Annotated in this window: 14 protein-coding genes; 6 read left to right on the top strand and 8 right to left on the bottom strand. The window is 33.7% G+C overall.

Features of this window, described 5'->3' with window-relative positions:
• Positions 1 to 53: 53 nt before the first annotated feature.
• Entirely contained in the window at positions 54 to 182 is a 129-nt protein-coding gene (locus tag AsFPU1_RS23285; RefSeq protein WP_265415795.1) for a hypothetical protein, read from the top strand.
• A gap of 246 nt (positions 183 to 428) precedes the next feature.
• Positions 429 to 1931 (top strand): GIY-YIG nuclease family protein, encoded by a 1503-nt coding sequence (locus AsFPU1_RS22485; protein WP_174715374.1) that lies wholly within the window; start codon positions 429 to 431, stop codon positions 1929 to 1931.
• A 101-nt stretch (positions 1932 to 2032) separates the two neighbouring features.
• Here AsFPU1_RS22485 and gltX read toward each other — a convergent pair whose 3' ends face one another.
• Positions 2033 to 3484, bottom strand: coding sequence for a glutamate--tRNA ligase (gene gltX, locus AsFPU1_RS05210; protein WP_124978368.1), 1452 nt, complete (start codon positions 3482 to 3484; stop codon positions 2033 to 2035).
• Between the two features lie 337 nt (positions 3485 to 3821).
• On the opposite strand from gltX, the gene AsFPU1_RS05205 reads away from it, so the two are divergent.
• Together AsFPU1_RS05205 and AsFPU1_RS05200 are read left to right on the top strand one after the other, a co-directional pair.
• The gene (locus AsFPU1_RS05205) at positions 3822 to 4697 is read left to right on the top strand and encodes a DNA-methyltransferase (RefSeq protein ID WP_124978365.1); all 876 of its coding nucleotides are present in this window, start codon (positions 3822 to 3824) and stop codon (positions 4695 to 4697) included.
• A gap of 5 nt (positions 4698 to 4702) precedes the next feature.
• A complete protein-coding gene (locus tag AsFPU1_RS05200) occupies positions 4703 to 5464 on the top strand; it encodes a PmeII family type II restriction endonuclease (protein ID WP_227873672.1) in 762 nt (253 codons plus the stop codon).
• 49 nt (positions 5465 to 5513) lie between these two features.
• Here AsFPU1_RS05200 and AsFPU1_RS05195 read toward each other — a convergent pair whose 3' ends face one another.
• From AsFPU1_RS05195 to carA, 4 genes are all read right to left on the bottom strand, one after another.
• A complete protein-coding gene (locus tag AsFPU1_RS05195; protein WP_124978363.1) occupies positions 5514 to 5948 on the bottom strand; it encodes a DUF29 domain-containing protein in 435 nt (144 codons plus the stop codon).
• A gap of 90 nt (positions 5949 to 6038) precedes the next feature.
• A complete protein-coding gene (locus AsFPU1_RS05190; protein ID WP_124978361.1) occupies positions 6039 to 6452 on the bottom strand; it encodes a type II toxin-antitoxin system VapC family toxin in 414 nt (137 codons plus the stop codon).
• Positions 6452 to 6658: a hypothetical protein gene (locus AsFPU1_RS05185; RefSeq protein ID WP_124978359.1), complete on the bottom strand. Its 207-nt coding sequence runs from the start codon at positions 6656 to 6658 to the stop codon at positions 6452 to 6454. The genes AsFPU1_RS05190 and AsFPU1_RS05185 overlap by 1 nt, the downstream gene beginning before the upstream one ends.
• A 197-nt stretch (positions 6659 to 6855) precedes the next feature.
• The gene (gene carA / locus AsFPU1_RS05180) at positions 6856 to 7998 is read right to left on the bottom strand and encodes a glutamine-hydrolyzing carbamoyl-phosphate synthase small subunit (RefSeq protein WP_124978357.1); all 1143 of its coding nucleotides are present in this window, start codon (positions 7996 to 7998) and stop codon (positions 6856 to 6858) included.
• 257 nt (positions 7999 to 8255) lie between these two features.
• Between carA and AsFPU1_RS05175 the strand changes: the two genes are divergently transcribed.
• Positions 8256 to 9251, top strand: coding sequence for a helix-turn-helix domain-containing protein (locus AsFPU1_RS05175; protein WP_124978355.1), 996 nt, complete (start codon positions 8256 to 8258; stop codon positions 9249 to 9251).
• A 743-nt stretch (positions 9252 to 9994) separates the two neighbouring features.
• Here AsFPU1_RS05175 and AsFPU1_RS05170 read toward each other — a convergent pair.
• On the bottom strand, positions 9995 to 11140 hold the full coding sequence (locus tag AsFPU1_RS05170) for an IS4 family transposase (RefSeq protein ID WP_124969650.1): 1146 nt from the start codon (positions 11138 to 11140) through the stop codon (positions 9995 to 9997).
• Between the two features lie 217 nt (positions 11141 to 11357).
• A complete protein-coding gene (locus AsFPU1_RS05165; protein WP_124978353.1) occupies positions 11358 to 12734 on the bottom strand; it encodes a cytochrome P450 in 1377 nt (458 codons plus the stop codon).
• A gap of 273 nt (positions 12735 to 13007) precedes the next feature.
• On the opposite strand from AsFPU1_RS05165, the gene AsFPU1_RS05160 reads away from it, so the two are divergent.
• Complete coding sequence (locus AsFPU1_RS05160) at positions 13008 to 14717, top strand: helicase HerA domain-containing protein (protein ID WP_124978351.1); 1710 nt, start codon at positions 13008 to 13010, stop codon at positions 14715 to 14717.
• A gap of 351 nt (positions 14718 to 15068) precedes the next feature.
• Here AsFPU1_RS05160 and AsFPU1_RS05155 read toward each other — a convergent pair whose 3' ends face one another.
• Positions 15069 to 20465, bottom strand: coding sequence for a trifunctional serine/threonine-protein kinase/ATP-binding protein/sensor histidine kinase (locus tag AsFPU1_RS05155; protein ID WP_124978349.1), 5397 nt, complete (start codon positions 20463 to 20465; stop codon positions 15069 to 15071).
• Between the last annotated feature and the right edge of the window lie 39 nt (positions 20466 to 20504).

The following is a 20504-nucleotide window of genomic DNA, read 5'->3' as shown; positions in this document are numbered from 1 at the left end:
TATGATCAAGCAATACCTAGTCTCTATATTGAATAAAGTGAGATTGATTATCAATGGAAAGTACAGAAATAAAACACAGAATAACAGAAACTCTGGATAATCTAAATCTTGAACAATTAGCTTTAGTCGAAAAACTTTTAACCGAAATTACCGCTTATTTTAAAACTGATAAATCCTTGTAAAATGCGTTAGAAACCACATCAAATAGTGATGATCCTCTAGCACAATTAAGAAATAGTGATTTCATTGGTTGTTTTTCTGATGACCCCGACTTAGCAGAAAAATCTGAAGAAATTTATCAAAGACTTCAATGGAGCGGATTTCTTCAGAAATCAATACCATCCCATAGTCTTGATAGCAATTATCCTCATCATATTGGGAATACTGAAATTACCATAAAGATAACATGATCGTGAGAGATAAGTAACATGATTGCTGATGTATCTATTTTAGAACTTCCCAGGATTGCTTTACACGCTAAACAATTACTGCCTGAATATTCAGGAATTTACTACGTTTTAGATGAAACTAAGACCATTTGGTATATAGGAAAAGCGAAAAATCTTCGTAAACGTTGGCAAGGTCAATCTCATCATCGTATTTATCAGCTAGAGGCCCAGAAAAAGAAATATTTTACTATTTATTATGAGCAAGTAGATGATAGTCAATTAGATCATATAGAACAGCAACGTATTAGCCAATATAATCCCTATTTAAACGCTACTTCAGTCAAAACAAAAACCCTACGCCCCACTGAAACACTACTCAGAGAAACTATTGCTGCGATCGCTGATTTTGCCGTTATTTTAGGGGTAGAACCTCCGAGAAAAGAGATAGAGTCTCAAATGAGATCTCAATGGTTAGCAGAAAAAAAAGTATTGGGTTTAAATGTAATTCATATAGCTTTAAATGATGATGATTTTCAAGAAAAATTTAAACCTGAATCATTAGAAGAAGAAGAAGCACTGATCAAAAAACCATTCATGAGTCGTAAAGCTTATGCTCATAAGTGGGAAAGTGTACAATTTGCTCGACAATACAGACTTTCAGTGAATAATTATGCAATTGAAATTAATTCTTTTACATGGTTTTTGACGCAAGAAATAAGAGAATTAAAACAATATACGCAAACAACATTAGCACAGGAATCTATTAGAACATTGACCCCAGAAGCTTTAACTAAAATACAACATCAGGCAGATAATCAACAAAGTTATGCTTTGCATTTACAAAGATTAATCCCTTACACTTCAGATCTTATTCAACTACTCTTTAACGAACCCATAGATCATGAAGGCGCAAGCAAAGAATTAACCCAAATTAGTGAAGACTATAAGACAGGAAAACGAGGAGTTGGGAGTCGTTCTACACCGATTAAATCTAAATTTATTACTTCAGAATTTACAACAATTGACGAATTATTATTGAGTCGAGGAATTGAACCAAATAAATATGATCAAGGTCAAATCATTACTTTTCCTAAATTCAGAGATCGGATAGGAGTATATATCAAGACTTTTAGTGGCAATGGTCAACAGCCTTATTATAATTTAGTTGAGGGAATGCTGGATAATAAGACAACAAAAGGTGCTTATTCTCAATTTAATCTTGTTTATTTATTAGCAAATGTTGACACAAAAGCCTGGCTACTGGTTGAAGAATATTTAAAAGACTTTGCTCTACCTGCTGGTAAACTAAGTAACGGAGAAGGATTTATGACAAAATTTTATATTTCACCTAGAAAATATATTGTACCCGCGAAAGTTAATATCAAACTTGAAAAAATCGAATATAGTGCTTGGATTCCTTTTGGCTTTAATCCAGAATTTCCGTCATTAGAATTGGCTATTGAGGAAATTCGTAAACGTCTTCAAAATTCAGATTTACCAGATTTAAAAGTAAGTTTTAAACGGGAAACTATTGAAAAATAGTAATAACTGTTGCTATATTTTCCCTTGCGTTTCGTGTAGGGGTAATTCATGAATTACCCCTACAGGCATTTCTACTGTGTAAGTTATGTAGATTATCTAGTTTAAATCTGACTTAAACCGTCCTGTAAACGAGTTTTATCCCATCCTTTTTCATTTAATAATAACCAAGATTGAATTAAATCAGGTCCGTGTAATTCTCCCATTAAACCTGCTCGTAAAGAACGCATAATTAACCCCTTTTTCACATTAAATGTTTTCGTTACTTGTTTAATAATCTGTTGAGCATTTTCTGAGGTTAACTCAGGATGATTATTCAAACTTTCAAGAACAGCTTCCAGAATTTCTTTGACTCCATCTTGTTTAATTTGAGCCATTGCTTCCTCAGAATAGATAACAGTTTCTCCAAATAATAAATGACTTTCTTTCACTGCATCGGTTAAACGGGTTAAACTTGGCCCAATTAACTTCGCTAATTGTTCTAACCATGCTCTATCTTGTTCTAAATTTACCTCATATCCAGCCCCTTGCCAATAAGGAAACGCTAATTCAACTAACTCATTGGCCGGCACTTTATGAAGATATTGACTATTAATCCAGTCTAATTTATCCCAATCAAATTTAGCACCAGCTTTGTTAACTCTTTCTAAACTAAACTGTTGCGCTGCTTCAGAAATGGTAAAAATTTCTTGGGTAGAGTCGGGGGCAGTCCAACCCAATAAAGTCATATAATTAGCCATAGCTTCGGGTAAAAAGCCCATATTACGAAAGTCATCAATAGAGGTCACTCCATCCCGTTTTGAGAGTTTACGCCCTTCCTGGTTCAAAATTAGGGGAGTATGGGCAAAGTCTGGAACCTTAGCCCCTAAAGCTTCATACAATAAAATTTGTTTAGCCGTATTAGCAATATGGTCTTCACCGCGAATGACCTGAGTGATGTGCATATCAATGTCATCCACCACCACAGCTAGGTTATAAAGGGGTTGTCCGAAGGCTTCTCCTTCAGTTTCCGGCATACGGGCGATCACCATATCCCCACCGAGATCACTGCCTTTCCAAACCACTTTACCTCGGATCAGATCGTTCCAGGAAATTTCCCGATTATCGTCAATAATAAACCTAATTACCGGTTTTCGGCCTTCAGCTTCTAAGGCTAAACATTCAGCTTCCGTCAAATGACGATGACGGTTATCATAGCGAGGGGCTTGGTTTTGGGCTTTTTGTGCCTCCCGCATCTGTTCTAATTCTTCGGAGGTGCAATAACAACGATAAGCACAGCCTTTGTCAATCAGGCTTTGAATAGCTTGACGATACAAGTCAAACCGTTCTGTCTGAAAGAATGGCCCCTCATCCCAGGTTAAACCAAGCCATGTTAGACCAGATTTAATGTTTTCCGTATATTCTGGACGCGATCGCTCTTTATCTGTATCCTCAACCCGTAAAATAAAAGTACCTTGATGATGGCGGGCAAATAACCAATTAAAAATAGCGGTTCTGGCGGTTCCAATATGTAAATTTCCGGTAGGACTGGGGGCAATACGAACTCTAACTGTCACAGAATTTTCCTGATAAATATTTACACTATCTACATTTTACTTTAGAGCGCAACCTTAACTAAAGAGTTAAGCTAGATAAACAAAGGTTGCCTACGCAACCTATAGCTCGTCGGACGCTCGTTCTTGTAGAATAATGCAATAGCTGTATTATTAATTATTCCTTTAGCATAGCAAGTCTGATAGAACTGATTTAGGAGGATCAAATAGACATTTAAGTACCCTTTTTTAAGGGGGATTTAGGGGGATCAAATATCTGTAGAATTCTTTTAGAGACTTAGTATAATAACATTGATAACAATTGTGTTAAAATTTTCACAACAACTTATAGAAATTTAAAATGCAATCTCTAGACTACTCTCATATTAAAAATTTAGATGACTGGAAAAATAAAATTTTTTGTGGAGATTGTTTAGAAGTTCTACAAAATTTTCCCGACGCTTCAGTTAATCTAATTGTAACATCTCCACCCTATGCAGATAGTCGCCGCAGTACCTATGGAGGTATTCATCCTGATAATTATGTGGAATGGTTCTTACCAATAGCTAAAGAGTTACAACGAGTTTTAAGAGATGATGGAACTTTTATCTTAAATATTAAAGAAAAAGCTGTAAATTGTGAACGTCACACCTATGTTATTGAGCTTATTTTAGCTTTAAAAAAACAAGGATGGTTATGGACAGAAGAATATATTTGGCACAAAAAAAATTGTACACCTGGTAAGTGGTCTAATCGCTTTCGGGATGCTTGGGAAAGATGTTTACAATTTAATAAACAAAAGAAATTTAAAATGAATCAAGATGCGGTTATGGTTCCTACAGGTGATTGGGCAAAAACACGCCTCAATAAATTAAGTGATAATGACAAAATTAGATTTAATTCTCAAGTTGGTAGTGGGTTTGGTAAAAATATTGCTAATTGGGTTGGTCGAGAAATGGCTTATCCTACAAACGTTTTACACTTACCAACAGAATGTAGTAATAAAAGTCATAGTGCTGCATTTCCTAAGTCTTTACCGACATGGTTTATTAAATTGTTTTCTGATGAAGAAGACATCATTTTAGATCCATTTCTTGGTTCAGGAACGACTTGTGTAGCTGCTTACGAATTAAATAGAAATTATATTGGTATCGAAATTAAAGAAGAATATTATAAGATAGCATTAGCAAATCTTGATGCTGTAAAAGTACCTTTTGTACAAAACTCTTTGTTTTAAAAAATATGATGATAAATTCAATTTATGATGATTACTACGAATATTTATCTAGGGAAGTAATTACTCCTTTTTACTCTAAAAGGCTGAACAAGCTTAAATCTCTCAAGCTGACCGATGTATTAAAAAGAAAAAATCCATATTTATTTAAAGCTAAAAATATTGAGCTTGCTGGTGAGTTAGTTAAAGGTATTGTTGATGCTTTTTTATCTTCTCAAGAAGAAACAATATTTGGAGATTTACTTGAAGGTTTTGCCGTGTATATATCACGTCGATTATATGGAGGTTTTAAATCTGAATTTAAAAGTGTAGATTTAGAGTTTGAACGTAATGGTATCTATTACATAGTTGGAATTAAATCAGGAATCAATTGGGGTAATAGTGATCAAGTTGCCAAGATGCGAGATAATTTTAAACTTGCCAAAAATCTCTTAAAACAAGGTGGAATATCAGTGGAAATTCAGGCAGTTAATGGATGTATCTATGGCAAAGAGAGATCCCCACTTAAAACTAATACTGATCCAGAAAAGAACTATTATAAGTATGCTGGACAAGACTTTTGGCAATTTATTTCTGATGATGATAACTTATACCGTGAAATAATTTCTCCTATTGACCATGAAGCACGTCAGAAAGATGAAACATTTAAGAAAGCTTATGTAGCAAAAGTCAATGAAATGACACAAGATTTTATGGAGCAATTTATGACGGCTAATCAAATAGATTGGCTCAAGTTAATAGATTTTGTTTCTAAGCGACACAACGTTTAACTATAGCACTCTGAAACCTTGTTAGATAGGGATCAATGGCAAGGTTATTTTATTGCCAAAAATCACAATCTAAGATAGACTCTATATCATTAGGATAGGACCAAACATCAGGAAAAGTGACTTGTGGATAATCTTTGCGAACTCCTTTAAGTGCAAGTCGCCAAACTGTATTAAAAGAATCTTCCCAGATAGTTTTTAGACGGGGAGAATCTTCAATTTCTAATTCTAATTGTCGTCTTTGTTCATTAATTGTAATTTCCCAACCACGATAGTTATCTGGTGAGTTAACGTACAATCTTTTGAGTAAATGTTCTAAAATAACTAAAAGTCTGCTTTTGAGTTCCTTTTTTTGCGATCGCCCCAAGCTTTCAATTTCCTCGATTAAATTTTCTAAATCTAGTTGTTCAAAATTATGTGCTTTTAGTTTAGTAACTGTATCTGTTGTCCACAGCAAAAAGTCACTTTCATAAAGGGAAACTGTCATTGATCTTCCTCACATAACTCTTTTAATAGACTTTAACTCGTTCATAGTAGGGGTCAACGGCTGTCTATTTTATTATTTTTTATTTTCATTTTAAGTAGAAGGAGTCCAAAAGCGAATTTGTTTAAAATATCCCAAATCTCGATAATCTAGGGTCCAGACTTCTGCGTTATATTTTTCTGCTAAGATGATTACTGTGCCGTCTTCTAAACTTCCTTTCCAATTAACCAGTTGACGCACCAAATCATAAACTTCCGCAAATAATTCTCCTTCTATCGGAACAATAACGGTTTCTTGATAAAGAATAGTTAATAAACGCTGTGCAGCTTCCACAGACGCTTCCCTAGAAACAAATTTATATACTTCAAAAAGAATGGGTAAAGGTGTTAAGACTTCGCCAAATTCTTGCGGGAGTTGACTAAAACCTGTTTTTGCCTCTTGATGATAATTATCTTGCTTAGATACCAAAGCAATCAGAGGGCCAGCATCTAAAATTAACCGTCTCATCAAAGGTAATCTTCATTCATAGAAGCTTCAGCCGGAGCATTATCAACGATTCCCGCTAATTCAAGCAAATTAGCCCCATTTCGAGGACGTAGCTTCTCCATAAGTGCCGATTGAATCACACTAGATGGATTTTCGTTAGGATGAGCTTGTAAATAAACTTTTAAGTGATCCCACAGTTCATCAGGAATATAAAGGGTTTTTTTCATTTTGGCTAAGGTATGATATAAGTTGTACCTTTCTATTCTAAAATGAAAACTGCATAAATTAAACTCCTCCTGATTAATTGGGAATCAGAATTAAAAAAAAATCTGACTTAAATCCCAAATAAAGCAAGGAAATAAAAAAAATAGGGCAGAAAATAGCAACCCTATCAGTTTTGTTAATTTAATTCTAACCTTTTCAGTTACTTTTTATTGTCTCTCATTAAAGTAACAAATTTCTCAAACAAATAATCAGCATCATGAGGACCCGGACTTGCTTCAGGATGATATTGTACCGAGAAAAAGGGCAAAGTTTTGTGAGATAATCCGGCGACAGTGCGGTCATTCAAATTAAGATGAGTAATCTGAACATTATCATCTAAAGACTTTTCTGTTACCGCAAAACCATGATTTTGACTCGTAATTTCGACTTGTTGTTGTAACCCACAAGGTTGATTTAAACCGCGATGACCAAACTTTAACTTAAAAGTTTCGCCACCTAAAGATAACCCTAAAATTTGATGACCCATACAGATCCCAAAAGTGGGTTTTCCTGCTTTTACTAACTCTTTAGTTGTCTCTATTCCTTCAGCAACCGCCGAGGGATCACCGGGGCCATTAGAGAGAAAAATTCCATCAGGATTGTACTTTAAAATTTCTTCAGCCGAGGTACTCGCAGGAACCACAATCACCCGACAACCATAACTAGCTAAACGACGTAAAATATTACGTTTAATGCCAAAATCAAGAGCAACAACCGTTAAACTTTCTCCCTTACCTTCTTGATTTTCAGGATTAAATTCCCAATGAATATCAGTGGGAGTTGTCCACTCATAAACATCTTTAGTAGTAACTTCTTTAACTAAATTTAAACCAGCCATACTGGGGGCCAATTGAATTTTATGTAATAATTCACTTGGATCAAGAATTTCCGTCGAAATTGCCCCATTCATTGCCCCAACCGAGCGCAATTTACGAGTTAAAGCTCTCGTATCAAGTCCATAAATAGCAAGAATTTTATGACGTACTAAATAATCAGGCAAAGATTCCGTCGATCGCCAATTACTGGGACGATAAGTAACATTACGAGCAATAACCCCCTTAACTTGAGGGCCATCTGATTCTTCATCCTCTGGGTTAACCCCTGTATTGCCCAATTCAGGGTAGGTAAAGGTAACAATTTGACCACAATAACTCGGATCGGTCAAAACTTCCTGATATCCCGTCATTCCCGTATTAAATACCACTTCTCCCAAGGTAGTGCCTTTGGCCCCGAAAGACCAACCCGAAAAAGAAGTTCCGTCAGCTAATACTAAGAGGGCAGGTGTAGCGTCTGCAATTGCCATAATCATTAAGTTTTTGAACTAACACACAGATGAAACCGAACATTGAGCCTTGATAATCTCGCCATTAAGCCTTTGACTATAACCGCGAGATTTATTTGCATTAAAGTAAGATAGACTAGATGAGGCGGCCAGTTAAACCCTGACTGTTTCCTAGTCTGTTAAGACAAACTCGCCCCCAGGCTACTCCCGATCATCTTATCAGATACTCTTGGGGGTATTAAGGTAGAATCAAACTGCCAGAAAGCAGGTATAATCCCATGAGTCCCAAGAAACTGACGGATGATGATAAGCAAGAAATTCTTAAGCTTTATCGTCAAACTCCCGAAACCACATCCACTTTAGCTGACCGTTACGGGGTTAGTAGTTCAACTATTAGTCGTTTTCTCAAAAGTTATTTGTCTGAATCGGAATATGAAGACTTAATTCAGCAAAAACGCTTAGCTAGAACGAATAAACCTGATTTTCCTTCCTTTGAACTGCTGCTAGAAACTCCAGAAGAGTTAGTGCTAGAAACAATTAAACCAGAGGTTGCTGTCACTCCGACGGTGATGGAGTCCACTGTGAAAAAGGTAACTGTTGTCTCAACTCCTAAAGCTGAGACTCAACCGACTGCCATCCCTTCAGAAGTTGCGGTTAAAAAGGTAACTGTTGTCTCAACCATTAAAGCGGAAACTCAAACTATTACAACACCCCCAGAAGTTACGGTGAAAAAAATCTCTCCTGTTTTAAGTGAGGTCAAATCTTCTCTGAAACTCAAAGCAATACCAGAGGAGGATGAGTTAGAAGAAGAACTAGAGGATATCGATGTTCTGGCCTTAGAGGAGATGTTTGGAGAGGATTTATTGCAAGATGAGGATGAGGATGAGGATGAGGATGATTGGGATGAGGATGAATCAACTTATCAACCTTCTTTGGCTGGAGGTAAGATCAACATATTACCTCTGTCCATCGCTGCCTTTCCTAAAACCTGTTATTTAGTCATTGATCGTGCGGCTGAATTAATTGCAATTCCTCTGAAAGAATTTGGGCATTTAGGTCAAATTCCAGCCGAAGAAGTGCAACAAAAAACTTTACCTGTTTTTGATAATCATCGGGTAGCACGTCGTTTTTCTAACCGTTCTCAGCGTGTAATTAAAATTCCTGATGGCCGTTTATTATATAAAACTTGTTCTTATTTATACGCTAAAGGAATTACTCGTCTTTTAATTGATGGTAATATTTATACTTTGGGAATTAATGGTGACAATAAATAATTAGGCTCAAGTCTTAAGTCTCATTTTATCGTGAAGTTCCGCGTTCTAGCACAAATCAAGGACTAAAGGAATGCTCTCCCGATACGCTGGGGTAAAATGTATAATAATATACAATATCCTATTTTATTATCAATTAATGGGTTGATGTATTATAATTATCGGGTAGTATTCATGTCAATTTTTCAACATAGGGTTAATAGTCGTAAATTTATCATAGAATAAACCAAAAATTCCAAATTTAACTTATCTTTGTGGCTAAAAGAGGCCTTTTGTTGTGTTTGCTTTGAATATCTTGTTATTTTGCCATTTTGAGGATATATAAAGAAAAATATGAAGATTATTTCTTTTCCGTTACCCCTTTGTTTGACGACCGTAGCAGCATTCATTTAGTCCTTGATTTGTGGTAGAACACGGAACAATCTGATACAATGGGGCAATCTTTTTGAGTATCCTTATAAATGTATCAGTTTTTATGTTCTACTATAAGGGTCATTGGTAGTTTATTGGTATTAACTTAAGCCAAAAATGGCTTTTTGGTTAAGTTCCACAGTCAGCCGTGAAATTTATTTCACGGCTAAAACCATAAGTCCATTTTAATGGACTAAGAATTTGTGGCGTTGCTGAATCAGAGGATGAAACATCAGTTCTTTGCGTCTTTGCGCGAGATAAAAATCATACCTTAATTCAGCAACGCCGCTTAAGCTGTTAAGCATATAAATTGCCTGGCGTGGGGACATAAAAATCTATAAGCTAGACTTAATCAGGGATATAGCCCGTCGTCCTCGTCGATAATAGGCGCGTTTTTCGGGGCTTAATTGCATTAATGCCTGGGCTTCAACGGTAAATAAATCACAAGAGTCAACCCAATCTTTTCCATGAAGACCGATATAAAAGTTACTGTGTCTCCGTCGCATTTTCTTGTTTTTTCTGACTCTCCCCACATATTTTGCCAATCCTTTCTCTTTAATAATTTTTCCAGAAAATGTTGCCATTGAATAAGCTAGAGTAATCAATATAATTAAGGAAGTAAGGCGATGTCCTGTTAATTTCGTTCTTTCTAAATCATAACCACCTTTCTTAAAATCCCGAAACATTTCCTCAATACAAAATCTCTTTTTATAAGCGTCAATCGTCTCATCAATACTGGTTAAATTTGTGATAATAAACCAAGCTTCTTTTGTCTCTATTCCTCTATACTTCTTTTTCCATTTCGCCACTATATTACTGCCTATAAATCCTTTTGTTTTCGTAACTTTAACTCCTTGATAAAATAAAGACATTCCTGAAGATAATCCTAAATCTTTTAGTCGCGTCCACATTTCCTTTTCTACTTCAATATAGTTGCTTTTCTTCAATCTGAGTGCATAATAAACTCTTTTTTGTCCATGTAACCATTTTGCTAGTTCAACTGAGCAGAATTCTCTATCCCCTAAGACAACTATTTTATATTCTTTTAGAAAGAGTAATATTCGGGCTAATATACTTTTCTGTGTGTCAAAGTTACTATTACCGATGTGATCTAGCAACTCAAAATATAAGGGAATTCCTCTATTATCAATTACCAGACTTACCATCAAAATATTAATCAACCCCCATTGGGTTCTATCTATGGCAATATGTAAGACATCTCCTGTACTAAATGATTGCTTTAACCACTGTTTTATGATAGGTATCCATACTCCTTCAATTGTCAAACAAGGAATCTCGAAAAACCGTTTTAACTTTTTTCTCTTACTTTCAAATAAAATGGGACTGGGAAAATAACTAGCTAACTCATAAAACCTAATTTTCCTATATACTTGCACTAATTCTATCATGATTAACAGTATTAAATATTCCGATTTTTTCAGATACTTTGTTAAATGGTTGTTATAAATTTCTGGTAACATTTTGGGTTTAGACGGCGATCGCTAAAAAAAGAACATTTTCTTTTTACCATGTTTTGCTCTTTTCGTCATCTGGTAAGGCTTTCAGGGTTTCATGTCCCCACGCCAGATAAATTGCTAGTTGAGATTGCAGGGGAGCGCCGGAGCAAAGGGAGCACCGGAGAAGGAGTTTAAGATTTTGTACTAAACAACTAAATACCCTGTTTAAATGCGTCTTAGCTTATCCCCCAACATTAACAAGTTCTTTTGTTGTCACTTTTTGCCCTTGCATTATCATTTTAACACCCCCACTGGGAGCTAGAGTAAACCCACGACGCTCAGGTTTAACCGTTTGATTTGGGGCTAAATTTAATTCATAATTAGATAATATAGTTGCTAGAACTAATTTCATCTCTAATAGAGCCAAAGCATAGCCAATACATAAACGGTTTCCTCCCCCAAAGGGATAAAATTCATAAGCAGAATATTGACGTTCTAAAAATCTTTCTGGTTTAAATTGTTTGGAGTTAGGATATAAATCTTCACGATGATGGGTTAAATAAATACAACCAGCTAACATAATTTCAGGATCAAATTCATGTTCCATAATACTTACTGGAGAATTAGTTATCCGACCAAACGTCAGTAACCCAACCGGATAAATTCGTAAAGTTTCTTGACAAACTGCACTTAAATAGGGCAATTTTGCCATCGTCATGGGGTTAGGATTTTCTCCCAAATTTGCTAATTCTTCTAATAATTTATTTTTGACTTCTGGTAAGTGATGAACCCAATAAAAAGCCCAAGCTAAAGTGGTAGCTGTGGTTTCATGTCCTGCCACTAGTAGGATCATCATTTCATCTTTTAATTCTTGGTCGCTCATGGGTTCACCAGCTTCATCCCGTGCTACCATCATTAAACTAAGAATATCATCTCCCATTAATTCTGGATGGTTACGTCTATCTTCAATTTCTGCTGCTAATAGTGCGTAAATTTTCTTGGTCGCTTGTTTCATTTTACGCCAAGGACTGCCAGGAATCCAAGGTTTTTGTAAAAATTTAAAAAACATAAAACTGGCTTCAAAGGGAGAAGAAAGACTATCTAGCATTTCAGTAACTAACGGTTTTAATTGTTGATATCTTTCTCCTTCTTTGAGACCAAAAACAACTTGAATAATCACTTCTAATGTGATTTCTTGCATTGCTTGACGTACAATAAAAGGTTTATTTTTTTGCCATTGACTTCCTATTTTATGGGCTATATTAGAAATACTTTGAGCATAAGTTTGTAGACGTTCTCCGTGAAAAGGAGGCATTAATAATTTTCTTTCTCGTTTATGGCGATCGCCGTCTAACATGACAATAGAGCGATCGCCGAATAATGAACCTAAGAGATTATTAGTACGTCCGGCATCAAATTGTTGTGTATCTGCTGTAAATAACTCTCGAACTGCTTGAGGATGACTCACCATGACAAAAGGAGGAAACCCTGTCATATTTGCAGTGAACATATCCCCGTATTGCTTAGCATTAGTTTCAAGATAATTAAGAGGATCACTGATCCATTGTATTAATTGTAACAAAGCAGGAGTTTTTGGCCCATTAGGAAGTTTTGTCATATTGTTTATTGGAAGAATAATTTATACATTTTTTTTTATAATAGCATTTTGTTTAATAATGTGAGTGAGAAAACACATAAATACAATTTCAGTCAAAAATTAGCTTTTCTAGACCTAAATAGAAGCCAATTATTATTAGTTTAATTTACCCTATATAACCTCAAGATGAATTCCAGGGTCATTTTCAAAAGTTTTTGTATACAATACTGGTAGGGTAGATAGGACTCATCCTACCCCTATCTGTAGCGTTTGTCCTTTATCTGTAGCTAAATAATGATAGAACATCCCCTGGGATCAGTTATTCAAGGATCTCTTTCTGAGGGTTTAGAGGTTCGTTTGCATCCTGATATTTCCGTTGAACAAATGCGGGTAGGTAAATTTTTAGTAGTTCAAGGGGTGAGGTCGCGTTTTTTTTGTCTTCTGACTGATGTTTCTTTGGGAACTGCTAACCCTCGTATTATGGCAAACCCCCCCAGTTTTGAAGATACTTTTATGCGGGATGTTTTAGCAGGAAGTAGCACTTATGGAACCATAGAATTAGCTCCTATGTTGATGTTTACCCCTATTGATAGTGATAATAATTATAGTTCTAAAAACAACAAAAATAATAGTTCTTTGGCTTCATTTAAAGCCCAAACTAACAGCGAAATTGAACTTCTCCCTGTGAAAACTATTCCGTCTCATTTTAGCCAAGTTTATGAAGCTTCAGAACGAGATTTTAGATTAGTTTTTGGTTGGGAAGACGATCAAACTCGCCGTAATTTTACCATTGGTAAACCCTTAGATATGGAAGTTCCTATTTGTATTGATCTAGATCGGTTTGTTGAACGAAGTAACGGAGTTTTTGGCAAGTCAGGAACCGGTAAATCTTTTCTCACAAGATTATTAATTTCGGGTATTATTCGTAGACAAGCTGCTGTTAATTTAATGTTTGATATGCACTCAGAATATGGGTGGGAAGCGATGCGAGAAGGGAAAGACATTGCCACAGTTAAAGGGTTACGTCAATTATTTCCTGGACAAGTAGAAATTTATACTTTAGATACAGAGTCTACTAAAAGAAGAGGGGTCAAAGATGCTCAAGAATTATACCTCAGTTACAATCAAATTGAGATTGAAGATATTCGCTTAGTCGGTTATGAATTAGGCATTTCAGAAGCAAGTTTAGATAATGCTAGTATTCTCAATGCAGAATATGGCGAATCTTGGATTGTTCAATTATTAAATATGACTAATGAAGATATTAAAATATTTTGCCAAGAAAAACAAGGTCATGCGGGATCAATTATGTCCTTACAACGTAAATTAATGCGCTTACAAAACTTAAAATATTTACGCCCTGTTTGTCCCCATAATTATATTGATCAAATCCTTCAATCTTTAGATGCAGGTAAGCACGTTGTAGTAGAATTTGGTTCCCAATCTAATCTGCTATCTTATATGTTAGCTACTAATATGATTACCCGACGTATTCATGCTAATTATGTAAAAAAATCAGAGCAATTTTTACAGACTAAAAGTTCAGTTGATCGACCCAGACAATTAGTTATTACAATTGAAGAAGCCCACAGATTTCTTGATTCTAAAATTGTTCATCAAACTATCTTTGGAACTATTGCTAGGGAGATGCGGAAATATTTTGTTACTCTCTTAATTGTAGACCAAAGACCATCAGGAATTGATAATGAAGTGATGTCTCAAGTCGGTACTCGTATTACTTGTTTATTGAATGATGAAAAAGACATTGATGCGATTTTTACTGGAGTTTCTGGGGGGCAAAATTTGCGTTCAGTATTAGCTAAATTAGATTCAAAACAACAAGCTTTAATCTTAGGTCATGCAGTCCCAATGCCTGTAGTTATTAGAACTCGTGCTTATGATCAACAATTTTATACGGAAATTGGAGAAATTGACTGGTCAGAATTATCTGATGAAGCTGTTTTAGCGGCAGCAGAAAAAGCAAGAGCAGATTTAGGATTTTAATCTTAATTATTTCCAAGAATTGGTTCTACCGGACAAGTTATGCTAAATTATTACAAATAATAGACTTTAACTCGCTTAGAGTTAAGCTATACAAACAAAGGTTGCCTACGCAACCTATAGAACCCATTTGGGATCTTTCCCAGAATCTCTACACAGTCAGGATTAAGAAGAAATCATCCAATTTGCTAAAACCATCATAAGTTCAATCTTTCGATAGAGATCCCAAATGGGTTCTATAATTTAGTCCGCGCTCGTCGGACGATCGTTTTTATAGAATAAGGCTTTAGCCTTTTATTAATTATTAGTTTAGCATAGTAAGTTCTGTAGAACCGCAGATTTAGGATTTTAATCTTAATTATTTCCAAGAATTTTGGGCAAAATTATAATTAACTCAGTATAAGAATTAACTTCTGTATTAACTTTAATTTGTCCTTGATGTCCCTGCACAATAATGTCATGACTAATGGAGAGGCCTAACCCTGTCCCTTCTCCTGTAGGTTTAGTGGTAAAAAAGGGATTAAAAATTTTGTCGACTACTTCTTGAGACATTCCCATACCATTATCTCGGATACGAATCTCAATTTGTGCTTCTAAATTTTGAGTAGTTACTAGAAGACTAGGGATAAATTCTTGTCCTAAAAGTTGTTGTTTTTCATGCACTGCATAGCAAGCATTATTAATAATATTAAGTAAGACTCTGCTGATATCTTGTGGCACAATATAAAGGGATTTTATCGCCTCATCATAATGGGTTTCAAGGGTAATATTAAAAGAAGCATGTTTAACCCGCATTCCATGATAAGCTAAATTGACAGATTCAGCTAATAAAGCATTAATATCAGTGAGTTGTCTTTGACCTGCTTTTCCACGAGAGTGCATCAACATTCCCCAGACAATTTTATCTGCTCTTTTGCCATGCTCATTAATTTTCTTGGCATTTTGTTGCAAATCATGTAAAATTTCTTCAATATATTCTTGAGTTTCTGAGTCAAATTTGTCTTGATGATTGTCTAATTCTTCGATTAGTTCCTGTGTTAATTCTACTGATAATTCAGAAAAGTTATTAACAAAATTTAAAGGATTTTTTATCTCATGAGCAATACCTGCGGTTAACGCACCTAAAGAGGCTAATTTTTCTTGAGCAATAATTTGTGCTTGAGTCGTTTTTAGTTTTTCTAAAGCTATTCCTAATTCTAGATTTTTTTCTTGTAATTCTTCAGTTCTTGCTTCTACTTTTTTCTCCAAAGTCCGACTGTAATCTTCTAATTGTTCATAAAGACGAGAATTTTCAATCGAAATTGCTCCTGAACTTGATAATATTTTTAAGACTTCAACTTGTTTTTCTGTAAATGCTCCTGTAGTTAGATTATTTTCTAGATAAATAATTCCACTGAGTTTCCCTTGATGGAGTAAAGGAGTACATAAAATAGATTTAGGTTGAGTTTTTATAATATAATCATCTCTGGTAAATTTCCCTTCATTAGTAGCATCGTTTAATACTATATTTTCTTTAGTATGAACAACATAATTTACGATAGAAACAGATAATAATGGCTGTTTTATTTCAGGAGCAATGGCATTAATAGGAACAGATTGTAAAATGGTCTTAGGCTCAACATTAATAGCTCCTTCTGCTTCTATTACCCAGTTTTCTTCTTTTTCAAGAAGTAAAAAGCCTTTGGTTGCTCCTGCATTTTCTATAACAGTTTTCATCAATTTTTTTAATAATATTCCTAAAACAATTTCTCCTGAAATTGTTTGAGAAGCTCTGATAATACTAATAATATCTAAATCACTACACAGATGTTTTCCTGTAATATTAAGTGTGTTATTATTTGCCTTATTTGGTTGGATTTTAGCCAGTAATTGAGGGTATTTATCTTCTAAGTCCTTGACTTTAGCAATTGCACCCCAACGTTGATAAGCATAATGAGCATCTTGTAAATAATAACGGGCTAAATGTTGATAATTTATATTAATATAAAACTGCGCGGCTAATTCATAGGCTAAAGCTTCTTCCTGAATATAATCTTGAGCTTTAGCAACTGTAATCGCTTGATCATAATAGTCTCTAGCAGTTTGCTCTTGCTTTAATATACGAGCTAATTCAGCTTCAACTAAATAAAATTTATTAAGATAATGACTAGGATTATGTGTAGCCCAAATTTTCATTTTTTTTTGATTAATTTTAACTTTTTTTATGATCTCATTTTGCTGAAATTTTGAGACGTTGTTATATATAGCTAATTGGGCTAAAGAATTATAAAATCGAAAGGTAGGTAAACCAGGAATTATGATCGCACCTAAATGTTTTTCTGCTTCAATTGAATTTTCTATTGCTTGAGAGAAATCACTAAATAAATAACAGAGCATTAATTTGTAAAAATACAAATGAAAAATAGCTAGATTATAATGAGATTTTATATATTGCTCTAACATTATTTTCTCATTATAACTTTTTCCAATTAATTGACATTTATCCTCACATTCACCTCTTAAATTTAAGGTAACTTGATAACCCATTTTTAAGAAACATAAACTATTTTTTTGTCCTAATTTATTAGCTAATTCAATATATTTATTGAATTCTTTCATGACTTGAGTTAGTTCGGTTCCTATTCCAAATAAATAAGAACAATACATATGTCCATGCCAGGCAGCATATTCAATATTTCCTGTGTCAATACCACTTTGATATCCTAAGAGTAACGGTTGTAATAATTGTTTTAACGGTTCTTTCCAATATCTGATAGAAACAGTGACAATAAACAAGGTTTGTGCTTCCCATATTTTCGTATTCAACTTAGAAAGTAACTGTAAAGTAAGTTGACCAAATTCATAACCATTATCAAAATCTCCTATTAATTGACATAAAATTTGCCCATAACAAGCATAAGCAAAAACAGACTCAGGAGCATTACCATATTTAATGGATAAGTTAACTTGATTAGTAACAATTAAGGGAAATAATTGAGGTAATGCTAAATAAGTTGCTGTACTAACTCCTCCTAAAATTTTCATTGCAGCTAAGGCTATGGTATCACTAATTTCCTGTAAATTAATTAATGTTTTAATGGCTTTTCCTTCTAATAAGACTTTCGTTTCTTCGAGTGCAGATTTAATATCTAACTGAGTAGGAGACTGAGGTAAATTCATTCCTAATTCTTTTAAAATAGGTAGGGCAATATTGATCACGTCTAATAGTCTATTTTGAGACGTATATGCTCTGATTTTAATTTCATAAGCTTTGACTTTATCAACGATAGATTTAGCTTGTTTGAGGAGTGTTTCTAATAACTTCTCCATCTCTTCAAATTGCCCATCTAAATAAGCTGCTTCTGCTGCTTCAAGATATAATTCTAAAGTTAATTCATATTGATTTTTCCATGTTTGTTGACTTTCTAATTGTTTAATTCCTAATTGAAAATAATTTAGAGCAGGGGTATACGCGGCTGATAATTTGGCTTTTTTTCCCGCGATTAAATTTAATGTGGCTAATTTATTTTGTTCTGATTGATTTGTTATTAATTTATGACCTATATTCAAATGATTAACCATATCAAAAATTTTATCCTCTTGTTTAGTGATTGAGATATATTCAAATAAAATTTGCCCTATTTTTAAGTGAATTTCTTGTTGGTTTTCTGGTTTTATTAAAGAGTAAGCTGCTTGTTGAACTCGATCATGAGAAAATTTATAATTAATTATTAAAGTATCGGGTATAGAGTCAGACTCTCGATAATTTCCTAGTATTTTATAATTATTTTTTAAAGGAACAATTAATCCTATTTTTAAAGCATCCCAAAGATATTCTGCCGTTTTAATTTGTGAATTATTATAAACCATTGAAAGAGTTTTTAGGTCAAAATTATTGCCAATACAAGCAGCTAATTTTAAAACTTCTTGGGTTTCTGGGTGAGTATTTTTTATTCTCTTGGACATCAATTCAACGACATTATCAGTGATTTTTGTAGTTTTAATTTTATCAATATCCCATTGCCAAAGTCTTTTATTAATATCAAATAAAATTAAATTTTCCTGATATAAAGATTTTAAGAATTCTCTAATAAAAAAAGGATTACCTTGCGTTTTTTGGTTTACTAATTCTGCTAAAGTTTGAGTGATATTATTTTCACATTGAAAAGTTTCTCTAATTAGCTGATTAATTTCTCTTAAATTTAAAGTATTAAGAACAATATAATTAATAGAAGTTCCTTTAGTGCGAATTTCATTTAAAGTTAATATCAGAGGATGGGCTGGACTTACTTCATTGTCTCGGTAAGCTCCAATTAAGAACAAATATTGTTGATTAGCTGGAAGCATTAATAATTGTATTAGTTGCAAAGATGCACTATCAGCCCACTGTAAATCATCGAGAAAGATAACAAGAGGATGAGTTGATTTAGCAAAAACTTTAATAAAGCTTTGAAAGACGAAATTAAAACGATTTTGTGCTTCAGATGGAGGTAAATTAGGTACATCTAATTGTTGACCAATAATTAATTCAATTTCGGGAATTACATCAATCACAATTTGTGCATTAATGCCTAAAGCTTTTAATAAGTTTTCTCGCAATTTACTAATTTCTAGATCACTTTCTGTTAGCAATTGTCCGATTAATTCCTGAAATGCCTGAATGATGCCACTATAGGGTATATTCCGTTTTAATTTATCAAATTTTCCTGAAATAAAATATCCCTTTTTTTCAGTAATTGGTCGATAAGCTTCTTTTACTAATGCCGTTTTGCCAATTCCAGAATATCCAGAAACTAAGATCATTTCTGTTGGTCCTTGCATTGTTCTTTCAACGGCTTTCAGTAAGGTGTTAATCTGTGATTCTCTACCATAAAGTTTTTGAGGAATTTGAAATTTATCTGATATATCTCCTTCTCCTAAATTAAATATTTCACAAAAATTATGTTTTCTTAAATTATTTAAACATTTTTCTAAATCTACTTTAATTCCGTAAGCGGTTTGATATCTATCTTCTGCTGTTTTTGCTAATAATTTTATGATAATATTAGAAATTATTAAGGGAATTAATGGATTTAATTCATGGGGAGATTGAGGATATTTAGCAAGATGAAAATGAACTAACTCCATGATATCATTACTCGTAAAAGGAAGTTGATTAGTTAACATTTCATATAAAGTAACTCCCAAAGAGTAAAAATCTGTTCTATAATCAACAATTCGGTTCATTCTCCCTGTTTGTTCCGGAGAAATATAAGCTAACGTTCCTTCAATTAAATTAGGATGTTCGGGACTAATATTTTCTGATGATAGTGACGTAGCAATACCAAAATCAATCAATTTAACTTCTTCGGTTTCTAAATTATAAATAATATTTGATGGATTAATATCTTTATGAATAATATTAGCTTGATGAATTACTGATAAAGCATCAATAATTTTTAGAGAAAGTTTTAGAAATTCTGGAATAGAAAATTGATGGTTTTGTAATAATAAATTTAGAGATTGTCCACCGAAATCTTCTAAAATAATCACTAAACTATTTTGATATCTTTGAATACCATAAGTTTTGACAACTTCTGGCACATTTAATTGATTTAAAATTTCATATTCTTGTTGAAATTGAGCTAAGGTTTGAGGGGGAGGATAATTGTCTTTGAGAATTTTCAAAATAACGGGTAGTTGATCTTCTTTTCGATAACCTTTATAAACTAAAGAGTGATGACTTTCATGAATTTTAATCGTTGTTTGATAGTTTTCAATTAAGATATTCATAATCACAACCTCAAAATATTAATTAATCTAAATAGTAAG

Source organism: Aphanothece sacrum FPU1, from assembly GCF_003864295.1.
Classification (GTDB): domain Bacteria; phylum Cyanobacteriota; class Cyanobacteriia; order Cyanobacteriales; family Microcystaceae; genus Aphanothece_B; species Aphanothece_B sacrum.
The sequence above is the reverse complement of the archived record's forward strand: the minus strand, read 5'-3'. Positions and strand labels throughout refer to the sequence as shown.